Annotated in this window: 20 protein-coding genes; 7 read left to right on the top strand and 13 right to left on the bottom strand. The window is 46.6% G+C overall.

What is annotated here, in order from left to right; genetic code table 11:
- Positions 1-13: 13 nt before the first annotated feature.
- The 5 genes from KOD92_RS15395 to KOD92_RS15375 form a co-directional block, all read right to left on the bottom strand.
- Positions 14-1,372, bottom strand: a complete 1,359-nt coding sequence (locus KOD92_RS15395; RefSeq protein ID WP_215234470.1) for an aspartate aminotransferase family protein — start codon at positions 1,370-1,372, stop codon at positions 14-16.
- A 31-nt stretch (positions 1,373-1,403) separates the two neighbouring features.
- Positions 1,404-3,068, bottom strand: a complete 1,665-nt coding sequence (locus tag KOD92_RS15390; RefSeq protein ID WP_215234469.1) for an alkaline phosphatase family protein — start codon at positions 3,066-3,068, stop codon at positions 1,404-1,406.
- A 32-nt stretch (positions 3,069-3,100) separates the two neighbouring features.
- Positions 3,101-4,234 carry a TIGR03364 family FAD-dependent oxidoreductase gene (locus KOD92_RS15385; protein WP_215234468.1) on the bottom strand — a complete coding sequence of 378 codons (1,134 nt, stop codon included), beginning with the start codon at positions 4,232-4,234 and terminating at the stop codon, positions 3,101-3,103.
- A gap of 30 nt (positions 4,235-4,264) precedes the next feature.
- Entirely contained in the window at positions 4,265-4,957 is a 693-nt protein-coding gene (locus tag KOD92_RS15380) for an HAD-IA family hydrolase (protein ID WP_215234467.1), read from the bottom strand.
- A gap of 192 nt (positions 4,958-5,149) precedes the next feature.
- Positions 5,150-5,728 carry a helix-turn-helix domain-containing protein gene (locus KOD92_RS15375; RefSeq protein WP_215234466.1) on the bottom strand — a complete coding sequence of 193 codons (579 nt, stop codon included), beginning with the start codon at positions 5,726-5,728 and terminating at the stop codon, positions 5,150-5,152.
- 209 nt (positions 5,729-5,937) lie between these two features.
- Here KOD92_RS15375 and KOD92_RS15370 point away from each other — a divergent pair, with 209 nt between their 5' ends.
- Complete coding sequence (locus KOD92_RS15370) at positions 5,938-6,396, top strand: Panacea domain-containing protein (RefSeq protein WP_215234465.1); 459 nt, start codon at positions 5,938-5,940, stop codon at positions 6,394-6,396.
- 47 nt (positions 6,397-6,443) lie between these two features.
- A complete protein-coding gene (locus KOD92_RS15365) occupies positions 6,444-6,866 on the top strand; it encodes a hypothetical protein (protein WP_215234464.1) in 423 nt (140 codons plus the stop codon).
- Between the two features lie 175 nt (positions 6,867-7,041).
- Here the strand turns inward: KOD92_RS15365 and KOD92_RS15360 are convergent, their stop codons facing one another.
- Positions 7,042-7,413, bottom strand: coding sequence for a hypothetical protein (locus KOD92_RS15360; RefSeq protein WP_215234463.1), 372 nt, complete (start codon positions 7,411-7,413; stop codon positions 7,042-7,044).
- Positions 7,414-7,518: 105 nt separating this feature from the next.
- Here KOD92_RS15360 and KOD92_RS15355 point away from each other — a divergent pair, with 105 nt between their 5' ends.
- The 3 genes from KOD92_RS15355 to KOD92_RS15345 all read left to right on the top strand — a co-directional run bounded on the left by KOD92_RS15355 (position 7,519) and on the right by KOD92_RS15345 (position 9,550).
- Positions 7,519-8,019: a hypothetical protein gene (locus KOD92_RS15355; RefSeq protein WP_215234462.1), complete on the top strand. Its 501-nt coding sequence runs from the start codon at positions 7,519-7,521 to the stop codon at positions 8,017-8,019.
- 82 nt (positions 8,020-8,101) lie between these two features.
- The gene (locus tag KOD92_RS15350) at positions 8,102-8,389 is read left to right on the top strand and encodes a DUF983 domain-containing protein (protein ID WP_215234461.1); all 288 of its coding nucleotides are present in this window, start codon (positions 8,102-8,104) and stop codon (positions 8,387-8,389) included.
- Positions 8,390-8,446: 57 nt separating this feature from the next.
- The gene (locus KOD92_RS15345; protein ID WP_215234460.1) at positions 8,447-9,550 is read left to right on the top strand and encodes a Fic family protein; all 1,104 of its coding nucleotides are present in this window, start codon (positions 8,447-8,449) and stop codon (positions 9,548-9,550) included.
- A gap of 9 nt (positions 9,551-9,559) precedes the next feature.
- On the opposite strand, the gene KOD92_RS15340 is transcribed toward KOD92_RS15345, so the two are convergent.
- The 6 genes from KOD92_RS15340 to KOD92_RS15315 all read right to left on the bottom strand — a co-directional run bounded on the left by KOD92_RS15340 (position 9,560) and on the right by KOD92_RS15315 (position 15,461).
- Positions 9,560-11,014 carry an SDR family oxidoreductase gene (locus tag KOD92_RS15340; RefSeq protein ID WP_215234459.1) on the bottom strand — a complete coding sequence of 485 codons (1,455 nt, stop codon included), beginning with the start codon at positions 11,012-11,014 and terminating at the stop codon, positions 9,560-9,562.
- Positions 11,015-11,161: 147 nt separating this feature from the next.
- Positions 11,162-11,389: a DUF2905 domain-containing protein gene (locus tag KOD92_RS15335; RefSeq protein WP_215234458.1), complete on the bottom strand. Its 228-nt coding sequence runs from the start codon at positions 11,387-11,389 to the stop codon at positions 11,162-11,164.
- Between the two features lie 16 nt (positions 11,390-11,405).
- Positions 11,406-11,933 (bottom strand): YfiT family bacillithiol transferase, encoded by a 528-nt coding sequence (locus KOD92_RS15330; RefSeq protein WP_215234457.1) that lies wholly within the window; start codon positions 11,931-11,933, stop codon positions 11,406-11,408.
- A gap of 41 nt (positions 11,934-11,974) precedes the next feature.
- Positions 11,975-12,658, bottom strand: coding sequence for a hypothetical protein (locus KOD92_RS15325; protein ID WP_215234456.1), 684 nt, complete (start codon positions 12,656-12,658; stop codon positions 11,975-11,977).
- Positions 12,655-12,978, bottom strand: coding sequence for a T9SS type A sorting domain-containing protein (locus tag KOD92_RS15320; protein WP_215234455.1), 324 nt, complete (start codon positions 12,976-12,978; stop codon positions 12,655-12,657). Before KOD92_RS15320 ends, KOD92_RS15325 begins: the two co-directional genes overlap by 4 nt.
- Positions 12,975-15,461, bottom strand: coding sequence for a YfhO family protein (locus tag KOD92_RS15315; protein ID WP_215234454.1), 2,487 nt, complete (start codon positions 15,459-15,461; stop codon positions 12,975-12,977). Before KOD92_RS15315 ends, KOD92_RS15320 begins: the two co-directional genes overlap by 4 nt.
- Before the next feature lie 323 nt (positions 15,462-15,784).
- Between KOD92_RS15315 and pfkA the strand changes: the two genes are divergently transcribed.
- A complete protein-coding gene (gene pfkA, locus KOD92_RS15310; protein WP_215234453.1) occupies positions 15,785-16,759 on the top strand; it encodes a 6-phosphofructokinase in 975 nt (324 codons plus the stop codon).
- A gap of 14 nt (positions 16,760-16,773) precedes the next feature.
- On the opposite strand, the gene KOD92_RS15305 is transcribed toward pfkA, so the two are convergent.
- On the bottom strand, positions 16,774-17,547 hold the full coding sequence (locus tag KOD92_RS15305) for a YdcF family protein (RefSeq protein ID WP_215234452.1): 774 nt from the start codon (positions 17,545-17,547) through the stop codon (positions 16,774-16,776).
- 101 nt (positions 17,548-17,648) lie between these two features.
- Here KOD92_RS15305 and KOD92_RS15300 point away from each other — a divergent pair, with 101 nt between their 5' ends.
- A complete protein-coding gene (locus KOD92_RS15300) occupies positions 17,649-19,055 on the top strand; it encodes a TlpA family protein disulfide reductase (RefSeq protein ID WP_215234451.1) in 1,407 nt (468 codons plus the stop codon).

The raw sequence follows: 19,055 nt of genomic DNA, 5'->3' as shown, positions 1-19,055 counted from the left end.
TCCCTCATTTTTGTCAGACTGCGTCCGACGCGATTTTCAATGCATTTTCAAGTATTGCCAAAGCTTCTTTCAATTGCCCACGCGTGATAATGAGCGGTGGCGAAAGCTGGATCACATTTCCTTGGGAAACCTTGAAACTCAGTCCATTTTTTAGACATTCGTACATCACGATCTCTGCCTGCTTCACTGCTTTTTCCTTGGTTTCACGGTTGGTAACCAATTCAATTCCCCACAATAACCCTATCCCGCGCACATCGCCGATCAGCGGAAACTTTGCTTTAAGTCCATTCAATTCCTCCCTCATAAATTCCTCGTCCTGCATTACTTTTTCAAGGATCTGGTTCTGCTCCATGTATTCAAACATCGCGAGCGCAGCTACGGAGCCGAGCGGACTTTTTTCGTGCGTAAAATGGCCTAGGGAAATGTTTTGAGCGATATTGTAACTGTCTCTCGCTACGATCGCCGCCATTGGCATGATACCGCCGCCGAGTCCTTTTCCGAGGCAAACAATATCAGGCTCCAAGTCATAATGCTCAAATGCGAACATTTTGCCCGTACGCCCGAATGCGATCGGGATCTCGTCGAGGATGAGCAAAACGTTGTGTTTCGTACAAATGCGCCGCACCTTTTGCCAGTATTCCTGAGACGGAATCTGTACGTCGGTATTCCGGATCGTTTCGATCAGGAATGCACCAATATCTCCTTCTTTTTCAATCACATATTCCAGATAATCCGCATAAGGCAGGTCGCCGTTTCCGGCTGCTGAAAAAGGCCCGCGGTAGGTCATAGGTGGCGGAATTCGCTCAACACCAGGCATCAACGGTCCCATATCTTTCCTGAAATCCAGTTCGCCGCCAGCCGAGATCGCATCCAGTGAAGCACCGTGAAATGAGTCCCAGAGCGAAATAACCTTGTGCTTCCCCGTCACAACTCGGGCCAGCTTCAATGCCATACTGATCGCCGAAGTGCCGCCCGGCGCAAAGAGCACGCGGTTCAGGTCGCCCGGCATCAGACTACACAGCTTTTTGGCCAGCTCAATAGCGGGCACATTGGTATACCTTCTTGGGGAAAAAGGCAGAATATCCAGCTGCTCTTTCAGTTTTTCGACGATATAAGAATTGCGGTAACCGAGCTGATGCACATTGTTACCATGAAAATCCATGTACGTTTTACCCTGAACATCAGTGAGATAAATACCGTCGCAGGAAGCAAGCACATCCAGGCAGGGTGTTGACAGCGACTGGTGCAGAAAGTGCGTTTCATCTTCGTGAAGATAGGAAACCGTCTCTGCGTCGCTGATCAATGCATACCACTCGCGCCGGGCGGACGATAGGTTAATATCTCCTTCTGTTCGGTTGTGCGCTTCTGCCATTTTGTGAGCTGTCAGGAAGTGTATTGTTTGATTATTTGATAAAAAGCTTGTCCGCAGGAATCAGCTGCTTGGTCAGCCCGGGACCTTTGTAGAATGCATCGAGCCAAAACCCGCCTCCATTATTATAATATTCGACCCTAATCGGGTGTTTGCCCGCTTTCAATTCCACGGAACCGGATTCCTCTTTCACGCCGTGGTTCCCGTCGTTATCCACCACTTCTTTTCCATTGATAAACAGCTTGCTGCCATCGTCAGACTGGGTGTAGAAGGTATATTTACCCGGTTTGTCAATTTGTATAAAACCCTCGAATCGCAATGCAAAACTCTCATTACCAGCTTTCATCAACTTACTGATCCTCTCCTTTTCCATATTGAATTCGGGTGAGGTCCAGCTGGTTTCTTTTTGTGTTTTGGTAAAATCAGGCAGTTTCTTCAATTCTTTCCCAGGGTAAAAAGTGGCTGTCAGTCCATTGCCGCTACCCGAATTCAATACCCTGAAATAGGCAGTGGCGCGCTGGCTCGGGTTACCTTTTTCATCAAAGCTCCTCGCCTTGACTACGGTCGTTTTGTCGACTGTAAATTCCTTTTCGTAAACCGGAGAAGACTGATCAGGCTCGGTCCCGTCGGTGGTGTAGCGCGTCACGCCATTATTCGCCTTGGTTTCTATTTTCACCGAAGGTTTTTTATCAATATAAAGTCCGCCGGCTTGTGCGTAGAGATTTCTGTCTGGGAAAATAACCGGCATCTGAACTGCTTTTTCGCCCAGCCAGAGATTCTCAGGCTCATTCAAACCTTCGAAAGCAGGCTTTACCGGCCGCCCGATCCAGGCATAAGGCTGCTCGATTCCGAGTGCAAATGCGATCGTAGAAGCCAGGTCGTATGTATAAACCTGCTGCGCGATTTCGTACCCTTTTTTTACACTCTTCCCATAAAAAACACCTGCTATCTCAGCTTCCTGAGGCGTGGCACCGCCGTGTCCGTAACCAATGCCGCCATGATCTGCCCAGAGGATCACGAGCGTCTTATCCATGATCCCCGCGTCTTCAATTCCCTTCAGTATCTGCCCTACCAGCGAATCAGCCTTGGAAACAGACTGATAATACTCGGCCGAACCATGCCCGCCGTGGTGCCCCGCGTGATCTACGTGGTCCAGATGAATGAAACCGAGTGCCGGTTTTTTTGTTTTAATATATTGGATAAAATCGGCAGCAGTGGAATCTTCCGTGGAGAATCGTTTGTCGTAATTAACTGCATTCTTTTGATACAACCTCCCAAATCCATCCCAGTGATAAACCACACCAATTTCTGCATCGGGCCGCGCCTTGTGTAGCACACTGAAAATCGTCGGAAAGCGACCGTCGGCTTCGTTCACGATCGCCGGTAGTGAGTGATCGTCCATTTCCCAGTCGTTGTTAATGATGCCGTGTTGTTCCGGCCCGGCGCCCATGATCATTGAAGCCCAGTTCTGGCTGCTCGCCGAGGTAAGTACCGTGCGCACATTCCATTTCACACTTCCGCCCGCGATCATTTTCTGGATAAATGGCGTTTTTGCTTTTTTAATACCGTCAGGACTGAGTCCGTCGACCCCGATCACGATCACATGTTCAATCCCGGCGGGACCTTCTTTTGATGTTTGAAAGGAAGTCAATGCAATTGAGCAGACGGTAAGAGCGACCAAAACCCGGATTGGATTCATAGGAAAGGATTTAGGAATAGTAAAAGCTATATTTAGTCAATAGGTGCGTAGGTACCTCCTATCACTTCGTCGCACAAACCGAAAGAAAGTGTCATTCCATTGCCGCCGAGCCCGTTTATAATAGTAACTCCGCTTTCGGGCCTGATCACGATCTCGGTTTTCCCATTTGTCAGTTTGGGATATATCCCGTGCCAGGTCTGGAATACTTTCGGAGATTTAAACCGCGCGAAAGTGGCGAGGTAATCGAGGATCATGGTATTGATAAATTCCCTGTCAAAAGGATCGAACGTGAGTGCATATTCATGCGAATCGCCCACTGTGATCTCTCCCAGCCCATTTTGCGACGCCATGACGTGAATACCCCATTTCAAATGTTCGGCATATTCACTTTCGTAACGCGCTTTCAATCCGGGCAGCGAGGCGGCTGCTTTGAAACCGTGATAGTGGATCAGCGACAACCCGCCGCACAATGCCGGTCCGATCCGCCAGTTTTCAGGCTGGGTTTCCAGTCGCAGCATTTGCAGCTTGCATTTGGTAAGCGGCGCCGCGCCGAAATGTTCGGGATATAAGGTCTCAAAATCCTGTCCACTGCAAACATATATTTCATCCGCCGACCAGCTTTTGGTTCCTGATACTGCCTGCGGAAAATTGATCTCCGAAATCGCTGTGTTCCAGATAAATGTAATGCCCTGGGTAGCTTCGAGGTAACCTGGTATTGCGGCGATCGCCTCTCTCGGATCCACAATCATCTCGTCTTCTGAATACAAAGAACCGAGCAGACCGCTTCCATTTACCGCCGGCGATCTTTCAAGCGTTTCGGCAGCATTCAGAAAACTGACAGGACGGTATCCGCTCACTTCCACGAATTGCTGTATTACTTCTTTTTCATCATTATGATACGCCATATGCAGGCTGCCCGCTTCCTGCGACCAGCATTTTGCGCCGGCCAGTACCTCTTTCCAGATGCTTTTGGCGTGCAATGCGCGTTCGTAAAGCTTTCCTTCCGGCTGCCCGATCGGCCACACCATTCCGAAATTCCGGATCGAAGCGCCCACTGCTTTGGAAGACCTTTCGATCACTGTTACCTGATAGCCTCTCACAGCCAGTGCACGGGCAGTAGCCAGCCCGACAATGCCCGCTCCGATTACAATCGCAGATTTGTTCATTTTGAATAAAACTAACTGATTTACAACAGACTACGCCAAACTGTGACTGGGAGAAACGATATTCACAACAGCTGCGATATCGTCGATAATATGAGTAGGATTATGTGGCTGCAATGCTTCCCGCGTGAATGCCCCCGTCGTAATCCCGATCACATATTTGCAGCCTGCATTGATCCCTTCATTGATATCTACCTCGGTATCACCTACTTTGGCGACATTCTCAGGAGAAGTGATTTGCAGTTCGGCGATCATTTTATTGATCATATCCGGGAACGGGCGACCGTGCGGTACCTCGTCGCTGGCAACCAGCATATCTATTTTATCTGCCCAGCCCAGCCGCTCGACGATCACATTCGCTATATCTCTTGAAAAACCAGTATTGAGAGCAATTTTAATGCCCTCTGCGCGAAGCGTTTCGAATGTTTCTTCCACGTTTGGAAGCGGCGCTATTTCCTGGGTGGTGCTATAAAAATGGATCATTTCATCCACAAACCGCTTGTGAATGCTGCTCACCAATTCATCTGTTATTTTTGACTTTTCAGCTTCATGCGTTTCCAGCATCATCCTGATCGCCAGCGGCTTTTCGTAGCCCATTAAGGGATTAATGATTTCAACAGCCACATCATAACCTTGCGATTGCATGGCGGTTTGAAAGGCAATACCGACGAAATTCCTGTCTTTAACCGTCGTTCCGGCCATATCAAAAACAACTAACTCTATCATTTTCAATTCTCAATAATTGGTGAAAAATCTGATTTAGGATGGGCAATAGTAAAGTAATACTTAACCCGTCAACTAAGCCCGCTAACACGAACTGATTTCACAAAACTAGAAGGAATGACGTAAAAACAAATTAAGCGAATGTTAATTTATATTTAACTTTCGAAGAAGATAAGTGCGGAGTGTAAAGAAAGGCTACACAGGATCGTGAAAAAAGTAGATAACAAGCAGCAACACCTCGTCGCCGTCGATGCATTTGGGGTTATGCAATTCGTTCGCGTCGAAAAACATGGAATCGCCCTGATTGAGCACATACTTATTCTTTCCGACCGTGTATTCAACGGAGCCCTGCAACACGTATTTAAATTCGAACGCATTGGTCTTTACCATCGGCCGCTTCGCATCTTTTTCGAGCCGTAAAAGGACCACATCAATGTGATTATCCTTGAATTGCTTGCTGAATATCCGCTGGTAAAAAAAGCCTTTCGCATTCTCTTTCGTGAATGGCTGGTAGTCCTCTTTTCTGCGGATCAGCACATTTTCGCCTGGTGTTTTGGAAATAATATCGTTGAAAAATACATTGAGATCGATGTCCAATGCTTTGATGAGCCCGAGCATGACGGGAAGCGAGGGAATGGTGCGGCTGTTTTCAATTTGAGAAACCAGACTTTTGGTCACTCCGGCATCGTCGGCAATTTCCTGAAGAGTAACTCCTTTGTTTTTCCTTACCTCCTTTAATTTATTGCTGATCTGCAAAAGAATGTCTTCCTGCATGCTACTCTAAGTAAAATGAAACTAACTTAATCTGCGTATAATGATACGACCTAAATTTTATTTACCACAAAAAAAATCTCCGTACCGAAAGCTATTTACAAGCGCAATAAGCCCTGTTACGAAACTATTTTTCAAAGATATTTCGTTATATTCAGGACATTTTTGTTGCTTTTTATTCTAATTCCTTCTCACAAACTAAGATTATTGATATGTACGATGCAATTAAGGTAGCTTCTTATTTCGTGAATCTCGGCATTGTAGACGACGTGCCGCTCACGAACATGAAATTGCAAAAAGTGCTTTATCTGGCCAATGGAATGCATTTGGCGCTCACAGAAAAACCGCTGCTGGCCGATGATATTCAGGCTTGGAGATATGGGCCCGTTATTCCTTCGGTTTATAATACTTTCAAAGGCTGGGCCGACAAGCCAATCACCGCGCCGCAACCCTCGGGCGACCTCAATCTTGACGCCAATACGCAATCGATTTTACTGGATGTCTGGAATATTGCCAAAAGTGTAGACGGTATCAAGCTCGCGAACTGGACGCATTTACCGGGCTCGCCCTGGGACGTGGCTGCCAAACGGGCACTTAACACGCCGATCAACCCGGACCTGACCAAGCAGTATTTCAAAGAATCTTTCAATATCTCTACCCAGGAAGCTTAACCCGAAATTTGAGTAGAATTTTGCCATAAAGCCAGCCTGCACCACCGATGCCATCACCCAATATCGTCCAGAATGTAGCCGACGTGATCAACAGTCAGTCTGATATTCCCGATCAGATTACGACTGACAGTCAAGTATTTGCAACGCGTGACCCAAGAAGTACCGCGGGCTACGCCGAGGAAAAAAACAAAGCTGAACTGGAAAGCTACCGGCAAGACACGCAGGAGCGGAAGAAATACGCCAAACTCATTTTCTGGATGGTCGCGCTGTGGCTGTTCGGAATATTTGTAATAATTCTGATGGTTGGCTTCAAAACGATCCAGTTCAAGCAATCCAACTTCAACCTTGATTTCACACTTTCGAACGAGGTTACCATTGCATTGATCACCACCACCACGATCAACGTAGCCGCATTCTTCCTGGCAGTCACCAAATACCTGTTCCCAAACCGCGGCCGCGGTAACGATTGATTTGCGAGGCAGTTTTGTCGGTTACCCTTTTGTTGGTAACAACAAAGTCAGAGCCCAGCGAAGCGAAGGCAAAAATCAATTACCCTGGACTTCAGTCCGGGGACGTGCAAAAACGTAACCAAGCAAAGCCCAAAATCAATTACCCCGGACTTCAGTCCGGGGACGTGCGAAAACGCTATATCCGCTTCAGCGCCGGATCCCAAAACCCTTTCCAAACCTCAATCGCCTGCTCCACGGTCTCCGGCGGAGATTGCAGGTAAGCCTCCACTTTCGCCAAATTCTCCGACTTCGAATCTTTCACGGCATATTTTACCAGATTAACGAGCAAACTGTCAATTTTCGAAGTATCGGCGTGGGAATTTTTATCGTATTTCTTATACCATTCTTCATTCAAAAACACATATCCCGAATACCTGTACACATCCGAAAAGCCGAATGCGTCGATTACGACAGGCTCGGTTGGTTGTTCCTGATCCAGTTCTTTATCACTGAAATTTTCTCGTCCATCGCCCAGAAGGCCGATGAACCTGTACGTTTTTACTGTCATTGATTTTTTTGAATTTTGTATATTTTTTGCTCCAATCGAAAATTATCATGCCGTAAACGCGGTACAATTGTTAGTTAACTTTGCAACTCAGTAACTTTTCCGCCGATGATACGCATTTCAACACTCCCACTTATCGAAAACCCCGAACAATTCAATGCAGCGAAACTCATTTTGCTGGTGGATGCATTGCTGGTCGGCGACGCGCCACGCAATATGCGGGAACATATTAAAAATAACTACGGCGGATTTATTTATGACAAGAAAACTTACATTCCGATCACATTAACGGGTACGCCGGAGAGCCTGATCGCGAATGCGGGGAAGCCGATCCACTTTAAATTCGATCATGGATTTGAAAATCACTACCATTTCGATGGTAACCTCGGCGCGGCGATCTGGCACAAAAAGCTGTATGATATGTCCGCATTTATCGGAACCGGATCGGTTTCATTTGAGCGGGAAGAGGCATTTATCATTGAGAGATACATTTCCGGCTATCGTCAATATATAGAACCACAAGAGATCACCAGCTTATTGACATTCCAGAAACAACCGGCTTCCATCGGGACCAGACCGATGCTCGGCTTGAAGCCTGTCCGTAAGTAACATGCAGTTAGCCAGCATTATCACCTTCAAATGTCCGCGCTGCCGTCAAGGAAATCTTTTTATAAAACGAAATCCTTATAGTTTGAAAGGTAGTCTGGATATGCCCGATCACTGCGCAGCCTGCGGCCAGGATTTCAAGATAGAACCTGGCTTTTATATTGGCGCGTTATGGACTAGCTTCCCGATCGTCATTTTCATTATGACGCTGCTTTCCATCTTGTTTTTAGGGTATTTCAAGATGGAAATGAACTGGTTTTTCGTAGCGCTGACAGTTATTCTATTCCTGCTGCAACCCATTATTATCAGACTAGGCAGGTCAATCTGGATCCATGTTTTTATTGGTTTTGACGAGCATGCGGAGATTAAGTAGGCTATTCTCCGCATTATTGCGGAGAATAGTGATTATATTCACCGCAAATCAAGCAATATGGCATTGTACATCCATCAAAAAGCGGGTTGGCCGGAATTTACGTGGGAAGAATCAGACTTATCCCGAACGCTGGGAGAAGTACGTTACCTGCAAGGTGTAGTTGCCGGGAGAATGCAGTCACTTGGCTTTTTGACCCGAACACAAGCCGCTCTTAAAACACTTACCGAAGATATACTCAAGTCTACCGAGATTGAGGGGGAACATTTGGATCCTGACCAGGTTCGATCTTCCATAGCCCGACGGCTCGGATTGGAAATAGCAGGCCTTGTGCCTTCTGACCGGAATGTAGAAGGTGTAGTGGAAATGACGCTGGATGCAACGCAAAACTTTACCGATATACTTACGGATGATCGCTTATTTGGCTGGCATTCGTCTCTATTTCCTTCGGGTAAAAGCGTCATGTTTGCAATTGCAACCGGCAGATGGCGCGACGGCGGGAAAGGTCCTATGCAGGTGGTTTCGGGAGCAATAGGTAGGGAAACAGTTCATTTTGAAGCACCTGATGCGGCTCGTCTTGAAGAAGAAATGCGCATTTTTTTTACCTGGTTCAATAGTAACCAGGCCATTGACCCTGTTCTGAAATCCGGAATCGCTCATCTTTGGTTTGTTACCATTCACCCATTTAACGATGGAAACGGAAGGATTGCGAGGGCGATCGCGGATATGCAACTGGCGCGTGCAGAAGGAAGTGCGCAACGCTATTATAGTATGTCTTCACAGATAAGAAAGCGCCGAAATGAGTATTACGAGGTGCTTGAAAAGACCCAGAAAAATAACCTGGAAATCACAGACTGGCTGAACTGGTATCTTCAATGCTTGAAGGATTCGCTAGGCAACACGCTGCAAATGCTGGATGTAGTATTGCAACGGGCAGCATTTTGGGATAAAAATGCAGACGTGACTTTGAATGCGAGGCAACAACTGATGGTCAGGAAAATGGAGGATGATTTCTTTGGAAAACTGACAACTTCGAAGTGGGCAAAAATTACAAAAAGCTCACAAGACACCGCTGGGAGAGATATCCAGGATCTGATAAACAAAGGAATCTTGTATAAAGATGAAGCTGGCGGAAGAAGCTCAAACTACATTTTGATCTGGTAACACCCGCCGTCAAACAACTTCTTCCCGGTACCCGATCACATTTTTGACCATACCTTCAAACACAAAAAAGTGGAAAGGCAGCACGGAGTACCAGTATAACCTGCCCAATAGCCCTTTCGGGCGAAATGTGGCAGTTTGCATCAGGTAGTTTTTGGAATCTTTGCTCACTATTTTGAATTCGAGCCAGGCCTCACCAGGCAATTTCATTTCTGCATAAAGCAGCAATCTTTTGTTGGGCTTATCCGCCGCCAGTACCCGCCAGAAATCGAGGGTATCGCCACTATAAATGGAATGCGCGTTAGTCCTGCCACGACGTAGCCCCACTCCACCGACCATTTTATCCATAAATCCGCGCAGCTTCCACATCCAGTTTCCATAATACCACCCGCGCCGGCCACCGATCGACCATATATTTTCAACAACCTGATCCACATCTTCGGTGATTTCTTTCTGGCGCCGGTCCGTAAAGCAACCTGCTTTCGGAATGCGGATATGTTCGATCATGTAGCTGTTTGAATAGCTCGAAACAAATGAATCCGTCCAGCTGGAAACGACATTGTTCTGTTCGATCTTTTGAAAAGCCAGCGAAACGGCTTCCTTATACGATATCGGTTTTATGCCCAGCATTTGTTCCAGCTCGTTATTCTCCGGAACAACGTCTACTTTCATACTATTGACGAGATTGGCGGCCAGTTTGAAGGAGGTCGAAGTGACAAAGTAGAGCCAGTATGACGACAGCTTCGGCGTCATCACCGGCAATGTTAAAATGTAGCGTTTTAATCCGCGTACTTCTGCAAATTGCAACAGCATTTGCCTGTAAGTCAGCACTTCCGGGCCACCCACGTCGAAAGAACGGTCAAATGTTTTTTCATTTAACAAAACACCGGAAAGAAATTCCAGGATATTACGGATAGCAATAGGTTTACTCTTGGTAGTGAGCCATTTAGGTGTGACCATCAAGGGCAATTTTTCAACCAGGTCCCGAATTATCTCAAAAGACGCGCTGCCCGATCCTACAATAATTCCCGCCTTTACGGCCGTGAGTGGAATAGCGCTTCCACCGAGAATTTCCTCCACTTTTTTTCGGGAAGATAAATGTTTAGAAAGCTCCTTACTATTGGTGATCCCGCCGAGATAAATGATCTGCTTAATGCCAGAATCAGCGATGAGATTCATAAAATTTCTGGCCGAAACTGCCTCCATTTTCTCAAAATCCCCTGAATCAGCACTCATGGAGTGAATCAGGTAATAGGCAGCGTCGATCCCAGCCGGTAGCTTTTCAGCCACTTTATCATTCAGAAAATCAACTTCGTAGAGAGAAATGCCGGGCTGCGCGTAGATGCCGCCCGTGGGAAACCGGTTCTTATCGCGGACGCAACATACTACTTCGTGCCCATTTTCAAGCAATACAGGGAGCAGCCGTTTTCCAATGTAACCCGTCGCGCCGGTAAGGAGAATTTTCATGCAAATACAACATCGAAAACCGTGCCTTACTTGCTCTTTGCAATTCGCCGGATTCCCGCAACATGCGCCAAACAACGACAAAAACAAAAAGATAAATAATACTCCCGGAAATATTGCTCATGATTTTACAGAATAGAATACCCTGTACTAACCCCAAAAACGCCTTACCAGCCAAATAACCAAATTCAGCAACCCGCTGAGCAGTAGCATTGTAGTTATTGGGAAGTAAAATTTAAAATTTTCCTTTTCAACGCGGATATCGCCGGGCAATCTGCCGAGCCAGTGCAATTTATCACTTAGGAAATAAACGATAATGCCAATCAGAACAACCGCCAGACCAATGAGGATCAGATATTTACCGGTAGCTTGTGACATACTTTTGCATTAAAAGCTATTCAAGAATCCCCAGCGCGAGCTCGATATGTGCAAAATGATGCTTAACGTGCCAGGCCGACATTGCCAATGCATTTTTCTGACTGATCCAGATTTGACGGACAGGATGAAAATACGCAATATCCAATTGCTCGGCAGTGAGGTTTTTGGCGAGGTAAACATACCGGTTTCCAATACTTTCAAAAGCAGCCAGCGAATCTTCAACAGGGTAAAAATTAGCTTCCGGCGTTTTGACCCAACCGTCCATATTGATCAATGTAACCTCTTTATAATCCGGTTCGGTCAATGCTTTTTTCATTCTGAAAAAGTGCACCAAATGGATATCTGCCACGTGGTGAATAAGCTGTTGAACAGTCCAGCTGCCTTCCCGGTAAGTCTTGGCAAGATCCTCCTCTGAAAAGCTGGCCGCCAGCTCGCGATAGGCCGAAGGAGCGGATTCGATAGTAGCAATCAACTCGGTCAGCTCTTCTTCAGTGTAGCTTTCCTGAGGAACAAACGGACCAATCGGATATCTCCTGTCTGTCATTTTTGATAGATTTTTAGAAAAATTAACCTTGGAAAAGCGCCTTAATTGAGCAAAAACCCAAGTTCGAATGTTAGGAGACTAAATTTATCAGTTTTGTACTTAGCCAGGTCTCCTTTTATTCTGTTGGTGAATCCGGCCTCGTAACGCACATTGAACAGCAAACTTTTCAGTTTATACGAAAGCTCAACCGGCACCATCGGCATGACCGGTTTGTAATAGCGATTTACAACGAAACCGGGATCAATATCTGCACCGATGTACATTCCGGGAGTTCTTGAAAATGAAATTAAAGTAGCCTGCGCACTGATTCCGGCTCCTATTGAGAAAGCTTCAACGGGAAAATAATGGATCATTGCAGCCAGGCCCAGTCCGTAATCCGAAGAACCGGATTGAAAGTATCCGATCGAAGAGGCGACATAATCTCTCATCTGCACCTGCTCCTCCCAGTAAGTATGTTTGGAAAAATTAGTTTGTGCTTTGAAGCTGAAATCCTTGCTCAGCGGTTTCAGCATTGCTGCACCAAACCCGACGCCGCCCAGGAGTATTTTGGGAGAAGTTGTTTTATCGTAACCCAAAATCGGATAAACGCCCTTTAACCGGTTGTCGACGGGCAGGTAAAAATTACCATTGGCCGTCGCATACCATGCGGTTGATTTGGTTTGAGAATGAGAATCAAACGCGGTTGTCAGGAACAAGGCACAAAAAATCGCGGATAGGAATCTCATACTTTATAAAATTTTTCGATGAGTGTAATACCTCCTATTTCCACTACTACCTGATAAGTACCTCTGTCCTGCCCTTCCAGGTCGAATTTAATACCGCTGGTTGAAGTGCCCGCATCCACTTTCAGCTCGGCGATCTGCTTTGCATTCGGGTCAAAAATACGGATAATGCAGGCTTGCTGCTGGTCGTTTATCAGGTATACCGAGATCTGGCTCGTAGCAGGATTTGGGTAGGCTACCAGCAAAAGATCGGTATCAACTTCGGGCTTCTTACAACCTGCAAATGCGAATACTACCAATAAAATCAGCAGCAGCTTTTTCATGCTTTTTTGTTTTTAACTGCCACAAATACAGCGCCCGCGATCAATCCTAATAATAACAGTGAGCTGGCCAGATCAATTTTATGACCTACATCTACCGAAACAGGCTCAAAACTAAACTTGATCGTGTGCTTCCCGGCGGGTACCCGCAATGCGCGCAGTACATAGTTCGCCCGCAGCAAGTCCGCAGGTTTATCGTCGATCGTCACTTTCCATTCGTCGCGTACATTGTAATATATCTCTGAGAAAACAGCCAGCCCCTCGCCCTTTGCATTGCTTTCGTAAATCAACTCATTCGGTTTATAACTGATCAGACTAATTGCCGCCGCAGAATCCGGCTGGATGCTCAGACCTTGCAGTTTAGAAGCGAATTTCTGATCGAGTACTGCCTCTGTGCGTGGTTTCAGCGAATCGAGCGCAGCCATTTCAGCGTCGGCGTTTGGGACAATTTTAAAGCTATTTACAAACCAGGCATGCCCGAGCGCTCCCGGATTGGTCTGCGCAACTTTGTTACCCTGCTGGTCTGCACTGATAAAATACTTTGTGTTTAACATATTCACCATGCCAAAATTGGGCCTTTCAGTGAGTATCTGCCGTTCGAAAAGCTCCTGGTACCGCCGAAGTTTCGCACCGTGATAGCCGCCCAATGACTTATGGAAATTAGAAGCCTCTGCGCTATTGAATGCGCCCTGACGGGCTGTGAGATCATACACTTTGTAGTTAGGATCGGGATCGCGCAATATCTGTTCGTCGGCTGGCGAAGGTGCAATATTTCCCTGCGCCACGTAATTCGACACAAAATCCTCATTGTTGAGATACCTTTTATCCACACCGAAAAGGTCGAAGATCATCAATGCAAATAAGGCTACATACAGCACTACCGGCTTCACTTTTTCGATCATCCACAACCAGATCAGGCTTGCCGCGAGCAATACGAATATCAAACTCCTGAATGCGTCACTTTTCATCAAACCCACCCTATCCTGCACGATTGAGTTAACAAGCTGCTGTGCAAATGCCTTATCCTGGGTCTGTTGTGCAAACTGCTCGTAGGTGGTCGAATCGCCGGCAGCCTGGAAACTGAAAAACAGTGTGGGCATAACCGCCATGATCAGCATTAAGCCACCGGTAATACCGAGTGATATTAAAAATGGTTTCTGAAATTCTTTCCACGTGATTTTTCGCTGTACAACCGTGATCAGCGCCAGAATTCCAAGCATAACCATCAGCAGCTGCGCCAGTGACACGGCCATCGTCATCGCGCGAAACTTGTTGAACATCGGGAAATAATCGAAGAACAGGTAGTTGACCGCGGCGAAGCTTTTTCCCAAAGCCCAGACAATATACAGCAACACCACACCTACTACCCAAGATTTGAGCGGACTTTTAACAATAAAAATACCGAGTACAAAAAGGAAAAAAACGATCGCACCGACGTAGTTAGGGCCGCCCATAATAGGCTGATCTCCCCAGTAGAGCGGCATTTGCTGGATAATGCTTTGCGCATTGGCAGCGTCGACGCCCCTCGCGGTAAGTGTTTTATAAGTTTCAGAATTTGTAGAAAGCGGCCCATATCCGGCGCCTCCGTAGGCATTCGGGATAACCAATGTAAGCAGCTCACCGAATCCATAACTGTATGCAAATGCATAGGTTTTGTCCAGCCCGCTGCCTTTTTCAGGACTTTTGGAAGGATCTTTGCTGGTTAGCTCCGACTTCCCGCGAATGGTTTCTTTGGTGTAATCATATGCATTCCATAGTCTGGTCGTGTGCGTTCCCACAGCCAGCACGGCCGCCAGCGCGAGCCCGCCCAAAATAGGAACCAGCTCTTTTACCGCACCTCTTTTAATAAAGGAAACACTTTCAATAATTACCAGAATCACTATTCCGATGCCCAGATAATAGGTAATCTGCACGTGATTGGCATATAATTCCAGAGATAGAAAAAGCGCGGTCAATGCGGCGCCTGCCAGCCAGTTTTTCCGGAATGCGACTATAACACCCGCAATCACGCCCGGCGCGTACATAATGGCGATTACCTGCGAAATGTGACCGGCTTCGAGGTTGATCACATTGAAAGTCGAGAACGCAAAGGCAACCCCGCCTAGTGCAGCCAGCCAGCCGCCGGCACCGAGCACGAGAAAGAGTACATACGCACTCACCATGCCGATGAGCAGGTAATTGGCCGGAGCAGGCAGGATCTTGTTCACACCCTGACCTATTTTTGTGGAAATACTGGTAGGATAATCCGTCGCGACGAGGTAGGCGGGCATTCCGGCGAACATCCCATTCGTCCACGACGACCATTCTTTTGTTTGCTTATGATAATCGAGCACTTCTCTTGCAGCTGCCTTCGCCTGAATATCATCTCCGGCAACCATTTTCTTGCCCTGCAAAACGGGAGAAACGTACATGATCGACAGCAGGATGAAGCCAATGACAGCAATCAGGTGGGGCCAGCTTTTTTGCCAGGAAATCAGATTTTTCATTTCGATAATAAGTAAGCCGGGGCTTGGTTTTGGAATTTGCAGAGCGAATTTCACCGCGCCGTCAAAAATATCACTTTTCAAACAGTGACGTTTCAGAAGGCAGGCTGAAAGTGAATATTATATTTCTATTAACAGGCGCAAATATATAAGTATTGATATATGTTTAGGGTGCAAAACGAGAATCTTGTTCCGGCAAAATTTTAACAGAATTAAGAATTTGGTTATATATTTTAAGGAAATACCGGATAAATTTGCGGAAATTGTGCCTTTTATGGTTGAAAAGACACGACACATTTAAAAGAATAGAAGTAACCCGACATTAAATGAAAAGAATTGGAGTATTTACCTCAGGAGGAGATGCACCTGGTATGAACGCCTGTATCAGGGCAGTTGTCCGCGGCGCTGTCTACCATGGGATTGAAGTCTTTGGAATCAGAAAAGGATATAACGGAATGATTGCCGGTGATTTGTATAAAATGGAATCACACTCGGTAAGCAATATAGTTCAGCGGGGAGGTACTATCCTCAAATCGGCAAGAAGTAAAGAATTTATGACACCGGAAGGACGCAAAAAAGCGTACGAGAACTTGCAGGCGCATGGGATCGAAGGTCTGGTGGCGATTGGCGGAAACGGTACTTTCACCGGCGCCATGATTTTTGGAAATGAATACGGAATTCCGACAGTTGGTGCACCCGGAACGATCGACAATGACCTTTACGGAACAGATTACACGATCGGATTCGATACTGCCGTGAACACTGCGCTTGACGCGATCGACCGGATCCGTGATACCGCCAGCTCGCACGACCGTATATTCTTTATTGAAGTAATGGGCCGTGACTCGGGCTATATCGCAGTACAATCAGGTATTGCCGGCGGCGCCGAACTGGTGATGGTGCCGGAAGTGCTAACCCCGATCTCAGAAGTGGTTGAAACTTTGAAACAGGGATGGAGCCGCTCGAAATCATCTTCCATTATTGTAGTTGCCGAAGGTGACGAAGAGGGAAGTGCACAGGAAGTAGCCGAGAAGATCAAGGCGCAGGTAGATGAAAATGCGGATATCCGTGTAACTACATTGGGACATACCCAGCGCGGAGGCCAGCCTTCTGCGTACGACCGTATCCTAGCAAGCCGCCTCGGGCTGGGTGCAGTGGAAGGTCTGATCGCCGGACAGAAAAATGTAATGGCGGGTATTGTCAACAACGACCTTGTTTATACCCCGTTTGAAGACACAATCCGTCTTCCAAAGCCTATTAATGAGGATTTATTGAGAATGGTGAAGATCCTGAGCGTTTAAAACGCACTGGATTTTCAGCTGTACCCGGCGATCTTATACACAATATAGCCGACCAGTTCATGCCATAATATACTAAAATCGGCAAAAGCATTTGCGTCGGGGATTACGAGGGTATTGAAACTGATATCGTTGTAACCTCCGTGGTAATCAGCGGGAAAGATATCTACCTTGATCCCTGCTTTTTCAAAACAGCCCCGCGCCCTGCGCATGTGGAAGGCCGATGTGATCAGCATATATCTGCCGGATGGAAATTTTTGTTTGAGGATAGCAGCCGAGTACTTCGCATTTTCGCGCGTATTCCTGGCTTTCTCCTCAAACATGATATCCGAAGCAGGAACTCCCCACTGGACCATCAGCGCCGCAGCCTCACGTGTTTCGCCTTTTCGCAGCTTCATCTGATATTCCAGGCTAGCGCCGGTGATCAATATTTTCTTGATCTTTCCCGCCTTGTACAGCCTGAAAGTCTGCAAAACGCGGTCACCGTTATCGCCTATTGAAACCAGATCCGAATAGGGTTTGCTACCCGCTATCAGTCCGCCGGAAAGCAGCACACCGACGTCGTAAGTACCTTGAATCTGCTGCATGGAAGTCACTTTTGGCTCCCACGCGTTGAGTGCTTTGATAACCAGATAACTATTGGATGTAAGGTAAAGTGAAATAAGGGCCAGCCCGATCGCCCACTTTTTCCGCTTGTTGTTTTTAGCAAAAAATCCGTAAACCAGGAATAACAGGATAATGCTCAGCGGCATTACCAGGAAGTCTATTGCTTTTGACAGAAAAAAAAACATTTGAATAAGAACCTGGTAGAAGTTGTCGTTTTGAAACTAATTTTGTTGCAGCCGTGATTTGAAATAATCAAAATAAACACTGATAAGCAAACTTCCATCTGATGAGCCCGTCTTTCCGAACTTCCTTCCTGTCCCTGTTTTTAGTCTCAATACTATCTTTAAATGCATTCGGGCAAGGGTATCGGCTTGAAGCGACGATCAAAGGCGTGAAGGATTCGTCCTTTATTATCGGGCATTACAACCGCGCTCCAAACCAGTTTGTACCAAAAGACACAGCCAAAGCCGACGCGAATGGTAAGATCGTTTTTGAAGGTCCGCAAAATCTTCCCGGCGGCTTGTACGTGATCCTGTTCCCGGGCAACAAACGACTGATCGAAGTGATCTATTCGGGGAAAGAGACCAGTTTCGCGATAGAAACGGACACGGTCGATATGATCGGGAACATGAAAATTACCGGCTCAAAGGAAAATGAGCTTTTTTATAACTACCAGAAAGAACTGAAAAAAGGCGCGAAGGAAATTGAAGCTTTGGGTAAAACCGGCACTCCCGAGTCCAAGGTTAAGATCCGCGAGATACAGGAAAGTTTTACAGCCTACCGTCAGAAAGTACTGACTGACAATCCGGAAGCGTTTACTTCGCAATTGCTGAAAATGTCAATCGACCCCGATGTACCAACGGCGCCAAAATTAGCGAACGGTAAGCCCGACTCGATCTGGGTATTCAACTACTACAAATCACATTACTGGGATGCATTCGACTTTGCGGACGCAAGAATTGTCAATACCCCATTCCTGGAACCGCGCCTCGATCGTTATTTCAAAAACCTCGTCGTACAAACCCCCGATTCACTGATCCGCGACGCCGATCTGATGATCAAAAAAGCTTCTGCAAACAAGGATGCGAAAGCCTGGGTGGTTTTTTATATTGCCAATCAGTATGAAAATCCTAAAACAGTAGGTACTGAGGCTGTTTGGGTGCATTTGGCCGAAAAATATTACCTCTCCGGCGACATGGGCATTTCCGAAGATTCCAAGAAACGTATAGCCGAGAAGGTGAATACATTGAAAGTGCTGCTGGTTGGGAAAACTTTCCCTGCATTAAGCCTTACCGACCCCAGCGGAAAGAAGGTCAGCGTGCAGGCGATCCAGGCAAATTATACCGTTTTGTTCTTTTACGCACCCACTTGCGGCCACTGCAAGGAAGCTTCCCCGAAATTGAAGGATTTTTACGACAAGAATAAAGCAAACGGAATTAAGGTAGTGGCGGTTTCCACCGAGCACGACCTGGCCGAGTGGAAATCGTTTATCAAAACTTACCACCTGGAAGAGCTTACGAACGGATTCGACGCGTTGAAAACCATAGATTTCAATCGCAAATTCGATGTGGTGACTACTCCGATGATCTATATTCTGGATAAAAATAAAAAGATCATTGCCCGCAAAATGCCTGTGGAGCAGCTGGAAGATTTTATGAATTACTACCAGAATAAAATGGCCAGAAAACTGTAA

Origin of the sequence: Dyadobacter linearis (assembly GCF_907165045.1) — a bacterium.
In the GTDB taxonomy this organism is placed as follows: domain Bacteria; phylum Bacteroidota; class Bacteroidia; order Cytophagales; family Spirosomataceae; genus Dyadobacter; species Dyadobacter linearis.
Note: the sequence above shows the minus strand (reverse complement) of the source record. Positions and strands in the feature narration are given on the sequence as shown.